The 14,379-nt window shown below is 42.1% G+C and carries 12 protein-coding genes; 7 read left to right on the top strand and 5 right to left on the bottom strand.

Going from position 1 to position 14,379, the window contains the following annotated elements; genetic code table 11:
• Positions 1–143: 143 nt before the first annotated feature.
• The 3 genes from UFB30_RS04195 to UFB30_RS04185 all read right to left on the bottom strand — a co-directional run bounded on the left by UFB30_RS04195 (position 144) and on the right by UFB30_RS04185 (position 5,035).
• On the bottom strand, positions 144–2,771 hold the full coding sequence (locus tag UFB30_RS04195) for an endo-beta-N-acetylglucosaminidase (RefSeq protein ID WP_322420421.1): 2,628 nt from the start codon (positions 2,769–2,771) through the stop codon (positions 144–146).
• Between the two features lie 298 nt (positions 2,772–3,069).
• On the bottom strand, positions 3,070–3,741 hold the full coding sequence (gene srtD / locus UFB30_RS04190) for a class D sortase, LPxTATN-specific (protein ID WP_322420420.1): 672 nt from the start codon (positions 3,739–3,741) through the stop codon (positions 3,070–3,072).
• Between the two features lies 1 nt (position 3,742).
• Complete coding sequence (locus UFB30_RS04185; RefSeq protein ID WP_322420419.1) at positions 3,743–5,035, bottom strand: processed acidic surface protein; 1,293 nt, start codon at positions 5,033–5,035, stop codon at positions 3,743–3,745.
• 282 nt (positions 5,036–5,317) lie between these two features.
• Here UFB30_RS04185 and UFB30_RS04180 point away from each other — a divergent pair, with 282 nt between their 5' ends.
• From UFB30_RS04180 to UFB30_RS04155, 6 genes are all read left to right on the top strand, one after another.
• Complete coding sequence (locus UFB30_RS04180; protein WP_322420418.1) at positions 5,318–6,649, top strand: alkaline phosphatase; 1,332 nt, start codon at positions 5,318–5,320, stop codon at positions 6,647–6,649.
• Positions 6,650–6,858: 209 nt separating this feature from the next.
• Positions 6,859–8,781 (top strand): 5'-nucleotidase C-terminal domain-containing protein, encoded by a 1,923-nt coding sequence (locus tag UFB30_RS04175; protein ID WP_322420417.1) that lies wholly within the window; start codon positions 6,859–6,861, stop codon positions 8,779–8,781.
• Between the two features lie 235 nt (positions 8,782–9,016).
• Positions 9,017–9,823, top strand: coding sequence for a zinc ribbon domain-containing protein (locus tag UFB30_RS04170; RefSeq protein WP_322420416.1), 807 nt, complete (start codon positions 9,017–9,019; stop codon positions 9,821–9,823).
• Between the two features lie 29 nt (positions 9,824–9,852).
• Positions 9,853–10,029 (top strand): hypothetical protein, encoded by a 177-nt coding sequence (locus UFB30_RS04165; RefSeq protein WP_322420415.1) that lies wholly within the window; start codon positions 9,853–9,855, stop codon positions 10,027–10,029.
• A 50-nt stretch (positions 10,030–10,079) separates the two neighbouring features.
• Positions 10,080–11,885, top strand: coding sequence for a zinc ribbon domain-containing protein (locus UFB30_RS04160; protein ID WP_322420414.1), 1,806 nt, complete (start codon positions 10,080–10,082; stop codon positions 11,883–11,885).
• A gap of 207 nt (positions 11,886–12,092) precedes the next feature.
• Positions 12,093–12,623 carry a CueP family metal-binding protein gene (locus tag UFB30_RS04155; RefSeq protein ID WP_322420413.1) on the top strand — a complete coding sequence of 177 codons (531 nt, stop codon included), beginning with the start codon at positions 12,093–12,095 and terminating at the stop codon, positions 12,621–12,623.
• A gap of 66 nt (positions 12,624–12,689) precedes the next feature.
• On the opposite strand, the gene UFB30_RS04150 is transcribed toward UFB30_RS04155, so the two are convergent.
• Positions 12,690–13,151 carry a hypothetical protein gene (locus tag UFB30_RS04150; protein ID WP_322420412.1) on the bottom strand — a complete coding sequence of 154 codons (462 nt, stop codon included), beginning with the start codon at positions 13,149–13,151 and terminating at the stop codon, positions 12,690–12,692.
• A gap of 135 nt (positions 13,152–13,286) precedes the next feature.
• Between UFB30_RS04150 and UFB30_RS16610 the strand changes: the two genes are divergently transcribed.
• On the top strand, positions 13,287–13,451 hold the full coding sequence (locus UFB30_RS16610; protein ID WP_343217558.1) for a hypothetical protein: 165 nt from the start codon (positions 13,287–13,289) through the stop codon (positions 13,449–13,451).
• Between the two features lie 38 nt (positions 13,452–13,489).
• On the opposite strand, the gene galU is transcribed toward UFB30_RS16610, so the two are convergent.
• Positions 13,490–14,371: a UTP--glucose-1-phosphate uridylyltransferase GalU gene (gene galU / locus UFB30_RS04145; RefSeq protein ID WP_322420411.1), complete on the bottom strand. Its 882-nt coding sequence runs from the start codon at positions 14,369–14,371 to the stop codon at positions 13,490–13,492.
• Positions 14,372–14,379 lie beyond the last annotated feature (8 nt).

Below are 14,379 nucleotides of genomic sequence, written 5' to 3'. Positions count from 1 at the left end.
TTGGAAGCCCTTCTCTCCAAGTCCTTTAATAAACGCATGAAAACTTTAGAAATGACAGGTTGTGGAGGGAGGGTCTGTCCCTGCCTTCACTACCCCGCCGGTGACGAGTGGAGACAGGGTCTGTCCCTGCCTTCGCTCTTTCCCTAAAACCCAAAAACCTCAAACTCAAAGATCCTCGCTGCTTTGTCAGCCCCTTGTGTTGGCTGCACAATGCTGAGTCTGACGTACCTTGCTTCTGTTAGTGGGATCGCATGTGAAGAGATGTCTGCTTTGTTTTGATTTTCGTAGACGGCTTCACTCCAGTTTTCTCCGTCGATGCTTGTTTCTATGCTGTAAATTTTAGTGTTAAAAGCTGCCGGTTCCCCGCCTGCCTCAGCATGAAAAATTTTGAATTCTGCTAGCTGATAAATGTGGCCCAGGTCTAATTGAAGCCAATTTTCATCTCCAATTGCACACCATTTGCTGTTGTTAATTAGGCTGCCATCTATTGCATAGGCTGGACCTTCTGTTTGTGCGCATTGTCCACTGGCTGTAGCTGTTGCTGATGCAGCTAAATTTCTTATTTCAGCAGCCCCTTCTGAAATGGTTATATAGTTTTCTTTTATAAGTGTATCTTCCCCTTCGCTATTTTTAGCGGTGAGTTTGACAGTATAAACACCTTCATCCGGATAGCTGACAATTGGTGTCGGGTCGGTACTGGTTTCAATATCCGCTCCTTCAAACGTCCATTGAAGTTCTTCGGTTACCTCTGAAGCAAGACTGGTAAATTGTATTTCCTGTCCGGGTGCCGCTACAGTCTGATCAGATGTGAAGTCTGCTTCCGGTGCAGGGTAAGGCGGCCATTCAAGTGTCAGATCTGCTGATTTTTTGCTGCGATTCCCAGCATCGTTTACAGTAATCACTTCAAATGTCGTGAAGTCTTCCTTGCCTGACCTTTTGATATTTTCCAGATAGAATACATGGTTTACTGAGACGCCGACGAATTGTTTTTGACCATCTGGTAATCGTCTGTAAATCTCATATTTTTCTGCCTCATCTACTTGATCCCATGAAATTCTCAGGTCCGCATAAATCCCTTTGTTAAAATCGACTTCAATTATGTCAGCGTGAGATGGCGCATCAGCTTTTTCACGCATGTCACTCTTATTCATGACAGATAATCCGCCTAAATAAAGTTCTACAGGTACTTCATTTCCTTCTACTTCAACACCGATTGTTGAGATCGTTTTCCCTTCAAACTTCTTCAGTGAAACCTGGTCTGTTACCCACTTTCCGTGACTTTTCTTTTTAAGGTCAAAGGTTGTAAATTCACCAGGGTTATCACTGAAGCTGACTGCCATGCTGAGCTTTTCTCCGGATAATGATTTATAAGTTAACGCCAGTTGTGTATGTTTCTCTACATTAATATTCGTTTTATAGAGATCAATTCTGGACTTTTCACCTTTTTCAATGTCCCCGGTTACTGCAATTGAACTGCCTCCTGTATAAGCTTCATCCCACGTGAAATCGACTGATAGCAGGCTGTTGTCAGTTTTCCATCTCCAGGTTGGCAGAATATCCTGAACGCTGCGGTTGTTCCATTCACGCTCAGATTTCTTCTCGCCCTCCACATTAAAAAATTGACCGCTCCCTGTATTAAAATGCGTTACAAATGGCATTGAATCAATTACCGTTTTTTCATCAAAATAGTGGGCCATTCCCTTCCATGATGCAGGATTTGCATCTGTGTGTTCAGGATTCCCGGCTGCACCAGTCCAAAAATGCTGCTCTTTTTGATAAAATTCTTCCATCGTTTTTGAATCCTTGTATGCCCAGTCAGGACGGTAAATTCCCAGAGATGTTAAAGCCTCCTGTTCTTCCGGGAATATATTTTCCCAATTAATAGAGGTTTGATAGCCGTTTGCCTCAACGTCAATCCCTGCAAAGAGATCATAAGGACTTCTTCCAATTTCCCACGCCTTATCAGCAGACTGCTGCTGTGACTGACGGCTCCACCAGAAATTCAGAAACATATGATCAGCTACCTTCATTGATCCATCCTGCAGGAATATCTTATTTTTATCAGTCAAATAGTTTTGCCAGTCAATACTGCCGTCTTCTGTCATAGAGTCATACCACATAATCTCCATATGTTCCGGCTTCTTCTCCTGAAGATAAATCAAAAACGCCTGCATCAGCTTCGCGTCCTCAGGTGTTCCGCCTTCAGTTTCCTGATTAATAAACCATCCATCAAAACCGTAGTACGCTGCCACTTTTAAGAGTTGATCAGCTGCCGGAAAAGAACCAGCCTCATCTTGCGTGAGCATCTGATCCACCCACTCATCCTTCCCGCCATAAACCTTCGGAGGAAAGAAAACATTTCCAAGAATCGGCACACCATTTCGATGAGCATTATCAATCACATCTGCACTTGGCGGTGTAATAATCCCTTCCCCGGCAGAGCCTGCCCAGTAAACCATCAAGTCTACGTACTGCCAATAACTAAACGTATTTGCATAAAAAGAATTTCCCCCCTGCGAAGGAACTCCGCTGGTAGAAGGATTCATCGCAGACAAAGCAACCAGCCTCGCCTCAGACTTCCCACCTTCCCTTTCAGCTAAAGGAACCGTACTTTGATTAAAGACCGCATCCTTATCACCTTCAGGACTCCAATTCAACAGCTCATCAGGATACCAATAAGACGACTCCGGCTGCTCTGCCTCAGCATCATTTAATATACCAACAAAAGAAAAAGACAAAAGTAAAACAAACAGCACTCCATACTTTCTCATACGCCCACTCCCTTTAAAATAATATAGAATTGCATATCCTCCTTCCTACCCTAAAAGTAAACGCTTACATTTAAACGATCACTTATTGGATATTAATTGGATAAATCATAGAAGAACAACAACAACCCCGTCAATTTGATTGGACGGGGTTGTTTATTTTGTGTAGTGAATATATGATTTTTGCAGTGAAGGGAGGGTCTGTCCCTGTCTCCACTGGTCACCGGCGGGAGAGCGAAGGCAGGGTCTGTCCCTCCCTCCACTCCCAAAAAAACAGCGGTCCCAATATGGGAGACGCTGTTTATCGTTCACTTTTAATTAAGTCTGCAATGAGTATATATCTTTCTGTTGTGTAGCCGATTGCATCAAATGGATAGCAGGTGGAGAGGGTCAGGGTAGCTTTTGGCTTTGGTACGATGATAGAACGGTCGTCTTCATCGACGATCCTGACTTTTCGTACCTTGTACGTAAAGCTTCCTGCTTCGGTCACGACTGTCAGCAGGTCGTCTTCGCCCACTTCACCCAGTCTTCGGAATACTGTATCCCGGTGTCCTGCTAAAACGGAGTTATCCTGTTCACCGGGAAGCACACTACCTGCATAGTGACCTACACCCTTTTCCAGTTCATCTTCATCTGTGCCATGATAAATGGGTAGACTGACATCAAGTTTTGGAATGATTAATTCGCCCATATGATCTCCGATTTCAGGCACTTCCGGATATAAAGGCTCATCAATTGGGTTTTCTGCTTTTCTTGTCGACAACCTATCGTCTTTCACGACATTTTCAGCTTTAATTTCTGATACCTGGTGCGATTCTGCACTTGTTTTATAAAGGTAGTATCCTTTTATCAAAGGAAAAGCATTCGAACTGGCAAACCAGAAGCCAAATGAAATGAGCCCCACACCAAATAATAAAAAAATACTCTTTTTCAGGCGCAACTTACGCGTTCTGCGGGCATTTCTTGAGTCCATTTTAAGCTTCCTGTCTGCGATAACGTCGCACTGCCCATATACCCATCGCTAAAACTGAAAGACCAAGCAATACTTTTGCCAGATAATTCGCGCCTGTATAAGGGAGCTTTTCACCCTTTACCGTTTTCGTAACAGCAGCAGTTCCAGTGACAGCAGTTTCCTTTGCTGTTTCCTGTGCTTTCACTTCCTTCTTCGTTTCTACAGCTTCTTCAACCACAGGAAGATCTTCTGCAGTTTCTTTAATCAGATCAGATCCGAACATTTCATTTGTCAAAATGAAATCCGCTAAAAATTCACCCTGCTTAGAAAACAGTGAAATTACTAGATCATAGTCCTCAATACTGGTCATTGAAATTAACTCAGCCAATGAAATTGATTTCTCTTCACCGCTTTTTACTAATGTAAAAGTAGCATCCATTTCAAAAATATCAAGCAATTCCTGCATGATTGATAGTAATTCAGCAATTTGCTCAGCTGATAATTCAGTCGCAGATTCAAACTCTTCTAAAGCCATCAGACGATTATAGACTGCATCAAGTCTCGCTTCAATTGCAGCAAAATCAAGCGTGTCAAGATGAGTAAATAAACGGTCTAACTCCTCTTCAGTCAATCCAAATTCACTAAACAAATCATCATAATAGTAGTCTTCTTCATAATACAACTCTTCTAAAATATAGAATTCAATATCATCGATAAATGTATAATCCTCAACCGTTTCACCATATAAAGCTAAAATTTCATCTAACTCTTCACGCGTTAAGCCATATGCATCCAATAATTCCTGAAGACTTTCTTCAGTGATCACCGGCCCAAGGAAATCCTCCAGCTCTTCAAAAGATATAAAATCACTGATTCTATACCCGTAATACTCCCATAAATACGTATCCAGCTCATCTTCAGTCCACTGAATCTCAGCAAGGTATGCGTCTAATTCTGCTCGATCTATAATATAAAATTCAATGTCATCAATAAATAAATAATCCTCAACCGTTTCACCATATAACGCCATGATTTCATCAAGCTCTTCACGCGTTAAACCATATGCGTCCAATAACTCCTGCAGACTTTCCTCAGTGATCACCGGCCCCAGAAAATCCTCCAGCTCTTCAAACGATTCAAAATCACTGATTCTGTATCCGTAGTACTCTAAATATGTATCTAACTCATCTTCAGTCCACTGAATCTCAGCAAGATATGTATCCAATTCTCCTTGATCTACAGCTGCAAAACCACTCACCGGAAAGCTACTAACAACCAACAGCATAGCAAAAACCACCGACAGCAACTTTTTCACCCTTCATCTTCCTCTACATTTTTATAATTACAAGAGTATTATAATCGGCTGCTACCAAAAAAGATATCTTTATTTTGTCAAATTAAGATAAATTTTTCCTGATGGGTAGACTGAAGGCAGGGTCTGTCCCTCCCTTCACTCAAACACTCATAATTACCATTAAAACCCTTTTAAAAGTATATTAGTTCCATCTTTCTCTATATTTACAATCTCGTAATCACTTCTTTACAATCCTTTGCTAACCTACATCCCGTAAGCTATTTTGAAGGGAGACAGGAAAACATGTTGAAGAAAACTGCTTTACTTGCACTTTCAGGAGGACTTGTTTTATCAGGGATTGCGATTGGCACTCAAAATGAGGAGTCGACTGCGTCAGGGAAGCCGGATTGGGCCGGTCAGGGAAATGAAAAAGTACATAATGTGATTTATATGATTCCGGATGGTTACAACGCTTCTTACGCAACGAACTATCGCTGGTTTAAAGGTGAGGAGTCTTCTTTTGATCCTTTTGTAAAGGGATTGATGCAGACGTATTCTGCGGATACTGAAGTAACGGATTCTGCTGCTGCGGGTACTGCAATGGCGACTGGTGAGAAGACGAATAACGGAATGGTTGGGGTGACGCCTGATGGTGAGCAGGTGGATTCTATTTTAGATGCAGCTGAGGAAGCTGGTAAGTCTACCGGTCTTGTTGCGACTTCTACAATCACACACGCAACACCTGCTGTATTTGGTTCAAGTGTTGAGTCGCGTGGAAATGAAGCGGGTATTGCACCTCAGTATTTTGAAAATGGTGTAGACGTTCTACTGGGTGGCGGACGCGACTATTTCCTCCCTGAATCAGAAGGCGGAAAGCAGCCTGAACTGAACCTGATTGAATCTGCAGAGGCAGATGGCTATGAATATGTAACCAATTCAGATGAACTGACTTCAGCTAAAAGTGGCAAGCTGCTCGGACTATTTGCTGACGATGCGATGGCTCCGGAGCTTGAGCGCGGTGAAACGGATCAGCCAAGCCTTGCAGATATGACCGGCGCAGCGCTTAATGCACTTGAACAGGATAAAGACGGCTTCTTCCTGATGGTTGAAGGTTCACAAATCGACTGGGCAGGCCACGCGCACGATGCAGCATGGGCAATGAATGACACAAAAGCATTTGATGAAGCGGTAGCCGCTGCAATCGAATACGCGAAAAAGGATAAAAATACACTTGTCGTTGTTGCAGGTGACCACGAAACCGGCGGGATGTCGGTCGGATCAAACGGTGAGTATGACCTGAATATCGATGTCCTTCACGACGTAAAAGCAACCGGTGATACAATGGCTGCTGAACTGAACGAAGACCGCTCGAATGCCCGTGAAATCGTAAAAGAATATGCAAATATTGAATTGACTGAAGAAGAAGCAGCTTTAATAGAAGAAACAGACAATGCAGCCATGGCAATCAACGAAGTCATCAGTGACCGTGCGCTGGTTGGATGGACGACATCCGCACACACAGGTGTTGACGTACCGGTATATGCATATGGTGCACAGGCGCATAAGTTTTCAGGACTACTAAATAACACTGACCTGCCGAAGCTGATGGGTGAAGCGATGAAGATTGATTTTTAAGTGTTAAATTGAGAAGGGATTTTTCCCTTCTTTTTTTTGTTGGAGCGGAGACAGGGTCTGTCCCTGCCTTCACTCTGTCCCTCCCTTCACTCCCCCCAATTTGTAAACTATTCGTTAATTTCTTTATAAAATTTCGAATCTTTATTGTATGCGATTCCAATAATGTATATGATGAAAAGGCAACACTACATATTATTTGGGAGGTTACTATGCAAACACAGAAGAATAAGATTCTGATTACCGCTTTAGCCGCTGGTTTGACTTTTTCTACATATGCAGGGACTGCAGATGCGAAGAAATCAGTCAAGGCACCTGTTACAACTGAGACTTTTATTGTAGAGCTTGTGGGGGAACTGGGGATTGATCTTCAGGGTTCGACTGATCTTTTCCAAGGGGTTTCCGGAGATGCGGCAGCTTATTTTGAAGCAGCAGTCCGAACTGGTATTTTAACTGAGGAAGATGTAGCTGAAGTCAATGCTGGTAATAAAATTTCCAGGGAGCAGGCTTATACTTACCTTGTAAGAAGCCTTAACCTGAAAGATACTTATTCAGATGATTCGTTTAAGAACTTCAAAGATTATCGCAGTATTTCTGATGAAGCGGAGCCTTATGTTGCAGCAGCGGCTGAGCTTGGTCTGATTGATAAAAGTGATAAGACATTTAAGCCGAATAAGCCACTGACATCAGAGGATATTGATGAGATGTTTGACTTAATGGATGAGAATATTACAGTGATGCCGATCGTTCATACGAATGATATGCACGGCAGAATCACATTTGATGAAGATGAAGGTCACATGGGTCTTGCGAAGGTTTCTACGCTTGTAAATGAAGTAAGAGCTGAAAATCCTGACGCGATGCTGTTTGACCTTGGAGATACGCTTCACGGTACAGCACTTGTTAACAATTTTGATGGTGTACCAGCATTAGAGGCATTAACAGAAATGTCTTATGATGCGATGGTTCCTGGTAACCACGACTTTAACTTTGGTCATGAGTACCTTGAAGAAGTTGCAGGAAATGCAGCTTTCCCAATCGTATCAGCAAATATTCTTGAAGACGGTGAGAATTTCCTTGATGACTATACAGTGATCGAGCGCGGCGGCCAGACATTTGGCGTAGTTGGTGTAACTGCGACTGATACTGCTGAAAAGACAAGCCCTAAGAATATCGAAGGCATTGAATTCCAGGATGAAGTATCCCGTACACAGGATATTGTAGATGAAATTGAAGATGAAGTAGATCACATCATCCTTCTCTCTCATTCAGGTCTGGACACTGATATCAACATCGCTAACGAAGTTGAAGGCGTTGACCTGATCATCGGCGGTCACAGCCACGACACAATCGAAACACCTGTTAAGTATGAGCATGCTTATGTTACTCAGGCATATGAGTATACAAAAGCTGCCGGCCATACAAATCTTCTATTCTCAGGAGATGAGCTGATCGGGGTAAATGGATTCCTTTACCGTGACAGCGCGGACAAAGTAGAAGATCCGCAGATTGCAGACATTTTTGCACCTTACCAGGATATCCTGGATGAGCTTTTAAATGAAGTGGTCGGTTCAACGCCAGTTGCACTTGACGGCGCAAGAGAAAATGTAAGAACACAGGAAACAAACCTTGGTAACCTGATTACAGATGCAATGAGATCAACACTTGGTACTGACATTGCCATTACAAACGGCGGTGGTATCAGAGCTTCAATCGATGCAGGTGAAGTAACACGCGGCGAAGTTGAAGAAGTCCTGCCATTCATCAACACACTTGTACAAATGAATGTAACAGGCGAACAGCTGCTTGCAGCACTTGAGCATTCAGTACGTATGGCACCTGAGCAAAATGGAGGCTTCCTTCATATCTCAGGCTTCTCATTCAAGTATGATGCTTCTGCTCCTGCAGGAAGCCGTGTAACAGAAGTGCTGGTAGGCGGCGAGCCACTTGATACTGAAAAAGTATACACAGTCGCAACAAATGACTTCACAGCAGCGGGTGGAGACGGCTACACAATGTTCAGTGCAGATGACGTTGTATTCGACAGCGGCGAACTGCTCAGCGCAGTTCTAACAGAAGCACTGGCTTCAGGTCAGCCGATCCCTGGCGTTGAAGGAAGAATTGTGAGTGAATAAGTCAGCCTCAATCAGAACCCTTTACCGGTCCTTATTTGATAAGGACCAGGTAAAGGGTTTTTTTATACTGCAAATCGAATTATCCCCCGACAATAAACCTATAAGTACCACACATACGATTTTCCCATTATTTTCTTAAAAGCAGTTGACTTTGTAATTCAATAAAAATATTATAGGTATAAAGAAATGGTTATAAGTACTCTTTTTTTACTAAAAAATGTTAAGGAGTGATTGGATGAATTGTGTTAATTGCGGTCATGAACAATCAACAGGAAAATTTTGCGGAAATTGTGGGACAGAGATAATAAAGGAGGGCTTTACAGCGCAAAGTCAGCACGCGGCATCAGCACCCCCACCCTTGCAGGAGCAGGTACAGCAACAGCATCAGGCTGCTGCAGTCAGCAGTACACCTAATCCAACGATTGAAAAAGCGAAAGCGACCTCAATAAGCTACTGGAATTATTTCAAACAATACATAAAAAGCCCTTCGAAGTCATTACAGACCGGAGAAGGAGAATTTAAAAACGGTTTAATTTCAATTATACTTTTTTCTATTTTATTCGGATCTATGCCATACCTTATGTATCAGGCAACATTTGGAGGATTTGGTGGCTATGGACCATCATTTTTCGGCGTATTTTTTCAAAGTCTCATGTTTACAGCTGCAATCGTATTTCTCGTGATCACGTGTTTATTCTTATCTAATAAACTATTTGGACGACAAGATTCATATAAATCAGTTACTGCTATATTTGGTGCGCATATATTGCTTCCAATCATTTTCCTTGCAGCAGCAGTGCTTACAACGTTAATGAGTATGTACACTTTATCAGTTATTTTGATCGTTCTGTCGGTCAGTATCGTAATCGGTTCTGTTCCCCTTCATATCATCAGTTCATTAATGACGATGAAATCAAAAACAGCAGATCCATTATATGGTTTTCTGGCATATATCGTTCTGGTTTCTATTGTTTTCGCTGTGTTTAGTCTGTCAATTGCTGAATCTTCATTCTGGGACCTGATGAGTATGGGTTTATTTTAACCTGATCTGGACAGAAGGAATTAACAGCTTTGAGGGTCTTCGAATTCCTTAAAGATGATGTGACACCGATTAAAGCAGCAGGAAATTCATCCTTTGAAGTCAACACTTTGGAGATGTTTTATTTCTATAATCACCTGGATGAAACACTCCAATATAACGAACCAAAAATAGACGCTTACAGTGTTGGACGATCAGTTATATTTTGATCAAATTGATATGATCACTAACGACATGACAGAGCTACAGGAGGAAAATGATGCAAAAATTTTGTCAGGAATGCGGAGCTGAAGCAGCTGCCGATCAAAAATTCTGTCTGTCCTGCGGCAGGCCGCTTCACCAGGAGGAGCAAGTCATTCAGCCTGCTCCACCTCCTCCTGCTCCCAAAAGGAAACGGACGAAAAAAGAAAAGACGATCATCGCATCATCCCTTACCATATTGATCCTTTTAATCGGAGGCATTTACGGAACAAGCCTCTATTTTTCAGCAGATCAAACAGCTGAAAGGTTTTCGCAGGCATTTAAAGAAGGTGATGCGGCTACGATTCAAAAGCTTGTTCTGCATGAAGATGGCAGCAACATCAGTGAATTCGAGGCAGAAGCACTCCTTGCACTTGATAGAGATATTGTTCTCAGATCACTCAGCGTCACGTCTGACACACAGCTGTTTACTTTAACCGAACAAAAACCGCTTTTAGGTATCATTAAAAAGTATGCTGTAACCGGAATTAACCAATATATCGAGCTCCCACTACCTGATGAATCTGTTCAGGCTGAGGTGAAGCTGAATGACAAAGCACTTTCCACACCGGCTGAGGGCGGCAATTTGACTGCAGGACCCCTTACACCAGGCATCTATACTATGACGACAGAATTTTCAAATGAGTTTGGTAAAATGTCTGACGAACAGGAGCTTGAGCTTGTAGATCTGACCAGAGATGTTCAGACACTTGGATCTAGAGTAGAGTTTGCGGACGTGTCATTTAACCTTCAAAAGGGATCACCTGCTCAAACTAAGCTCAATATTGATGGAAATGAAATTACCTTTAATGATAACGGCAGAACAGATACAATCGGCCCGATTCCAATTGGCAGCAGTTTGAAGGCAAAAGCCACTTCAACCTTCCCCTGGGGTGCATTTTCATCAGAAGAAACAGAAATTCTTGCTGGTGAAAACAGCATTGAAGTTCCCGTACTTTCAGAGGAACAGTCGGATCAGCTGCTTGATGAATACCTGCAATACAGTGAAGATCTGTTAAAAGCAATGGCAACTTTTGACTCCGATCATTTTACAAATGTCTCTCCGGATCATCAGAAGGAGTTAAATGAGCAGATCACTTCTTTAAAAGAAAATCAATTTATTTACAGCGGGCTTCTGGCAGTTGCAGTCATTTACCCGGAAGAGGCAAAAGCGGTCGGGGAACCTGACAGCCTGATGCTGAGTATGCCGGCAGCAATGATGACGCAGTCAAGTTATGACGATATCAGCCTGGATCCGGTTAACTACACCTGTGACCTGGTACTTGAATATAGCAACGACAGCTTTAAAATTCATGGCTGCGATCTAGAGAGAAGCGATGCCTGGCATCTCCCTCCTACTTCATATGAAACGGCCGGATCAGAAACATATTATGAAACAGTTGTTGAGACAAATACAGTCACTGCAGAGTCTTCAACTGATCTGAACTTTCATGACGGGCTGGAGGAGGAAGTTGAAGCATTTATGAGGAACTACAACAGCCTTTCTGTCAAAGCCATCAATGAACAGGATTTTTCAATCATTGCACCATACACGACCGGCTCGCGTGCCAGCGAGCAGAGAGATTATATTGATTATCTGGCTTCTGAAGGCATTACCGAAGAACATGATCATACAAACCTGATCAGCATCGATGTTGTATCAGAAGACAGGGCGATCGTCTTGACAGAAGAATGGTTCTACATTTTCGCACCTGAAGGAGAACCGCGATATACCGGTTTCCACACAGAATCCATGGTCATCCTTGAAGATGGTCAGTTTATGATTGAAGAACTGCTGCATACTGATCCCATCACAATTGACTAGGATCATATTCATTAATCGCATCAGCATTTCAGAAGCTTTAACTCGTATTCTGCAGAGAATACGAGTTTTTTAGTGTATCTTCCTTTTATCCGCTACTCAGCATGAAGTCAACCCTGAACATTCTTTGTCCAAACGAAGGATAATCTTTAACTTTTATGCTTTTATACTATAATAGGGTATATAAAAATGACTAAGGAGAGTCGCAGAATGAAACTAAAATCAATCATTCTATTATTATTGTCTTCAATTATTTTAGTTGCCTGTAACAGTGAGAGCGAAGAACAATCACAAAACCAAAATGAGTCCATTGACATCCAGTCAATGATTCAGGACTTCAGCACACGTGAAGCGCAGGCAGAACAGGCATCTATCAACGGAAAAGAGCTTATGGTAACGGAGGAAGACGGCACTGAAGCGGTCTATGATATTTCCACCGAAGACTTCTTTGTCTCAATTGCTCCCTATGTAAATGAAACCCACCCCTGCACGTACCACAGTCTCACAGGCTGTCAGGGGGAAATGGTGGAAGAAACATTTCATGTCTATATCGAAGACTCTGAAGGAAATATCATTGCTGATGAAAACATGACAACATTTGAAAACGGCTTTATTGATCTCTGGCTACCCAGGGACGACACTTATCAAGTAAAAATCGAACATGAGGGTAAAACAGTCGAGTCTGAAATATCAACATTTGAAGAAGATCCAACATGTATTACAACGATGCAGTTGACATAGGTGTTCTAACAGAAAAACGGTGAAATTAAAAAGAAGTCTGAAGGCTCTGCACCTTCAGACTTCCTGTTATTGAATGATATCTTCCAGATATACCTCTTCTAAATATACAATGACCAGCTCGCTGTCCACTTTCTGTAAAATCCACACGAAGGAATAACCCCCGCCTAACTCTGAAGAAACAACACGCCAATTATCACCATAGTCGTATTCCAAATCTTCTGCTACTTCAGATTGTATCTGATTTCTCTTAATTTCAGTAATATTTAAATTGTTCACTCCCCCTAACTCCATTACATGAGCGGATAATTCCTCAACCGCTTCATAAGATTCACCCTCATATCCATCTACATGCATTAAAAGCCGATCAACAGTTTCCTCATCATTTTCAAACGCCGATTCATATAAAGTATTGATAATTGCAGCCGGTTGAGCATTTTTGGCAAAAACCTGATCTGTTAAAGAACTTAGTCCTCCATTACAACCCGCCAGTAAACTCGACATAACTAAAATTAATATCACCTTTCTCATCTCAATAACCCCTCTTTCTAAATAATTCCACTATTTTATTAGTTATATAGAACCATGAAAATATAACTATTTATATTATACACAAGTGAAAGAAAAATAGTCTTCGATTTTATAATTAATTCCATTTAAGAGAGTATAACGGGGTCTGTCCCGGTCTATAAAAACGACTTTATGTACCTCTGGCTTCCACGTGACCAGACATTCCAGGTCAAAATCACACACGATGACAACGAAACAGAAACCGAAATTTTGACATTCAAAGATGACCCAACCTGCATCACCACCATGCAGCTGAAATAACCGAAAAAACCAGACCGGAGAGCCCCCGGTCTGGTTTTTTAAATCGTATGCGGCTTCTCCACAATTTCCCGTAAATAGATCTCCAGCTCTTCTCTCAATTCAGGATTTTTCAGCCCAAACTCAATAATCGTTTTAATAAATCCAATTTTATCTCCAATATCATATCTGACACCATCAAAATCATAAGCAAACACCTGCTGATGCTCACTCAAGCCCTGAATCGCATCAGTTAACTGGATCTCGCCACCAGCGCCTCTTTCCTTACGATCCAGAAACGAAAAAATTTGAGGCGTTAGAATATATCGCCCCATAATCGCTAAGTTTGATGGAGCAGTTCCGGGTGCAGGCTTTTCAACTAACTGGTTCACTTCAAAAAGCTTCCCATCCTGATTTGTGAAATCCACAATGCCATACCGATAAGCTTCCTCATCCGGAACAGTTTTAACCCCAATCAAAGACGACTGGGTCACTTCATACTGCTCAATTAATTGCTTCAGACAAGGCTTCTCCGATTCAACAATATCGTCTCCAAGTAAAACAGCAAAAGGCTCGTTACCGATAAACTTTCTGGCACACCACACAGCATGTCCAAGTCCAAGCGGCTCCTTTTGACGAATGTAATGAATCTCAACCTTTGAAGACTCCTTCACCTTTTCAAGCAAATCATATTTTTCCTTCTCCTGAAGATTCGCTTCTAATTCAAAAGCAGAATCAAAATGATCCTCAATTGCCCGCTTCCCTTTACCCGTCACAATAATGATATCCTCAATCCCCGAAGACACCGCCTCTTCAACAATATACTGAATAGCAGGCTTATCCACGATCGGTAGCATCTCTTTAGGCATCGCTTTCGTTGCAGGCAAAAACCTCGTCCCAAGACCCGCAGCAGGAATAATCGCCTTTTTTACTGTTTGACTCAACCTGACTC

The sequence above is a fragment of the Jeotgalibacillus haloalkalitolerans genome, assembly GCF_034427455.1.
GTDB lineage: Bacteria > Bacillota > Bacilli > Bacillales > Jeotgalibacillaceae > Jeotgalibacillus > Jeotgalibacillus haloalkalitolerans.
This window is presented reverse-complemented; position numbering and strand designations above follow the sequence as displayed.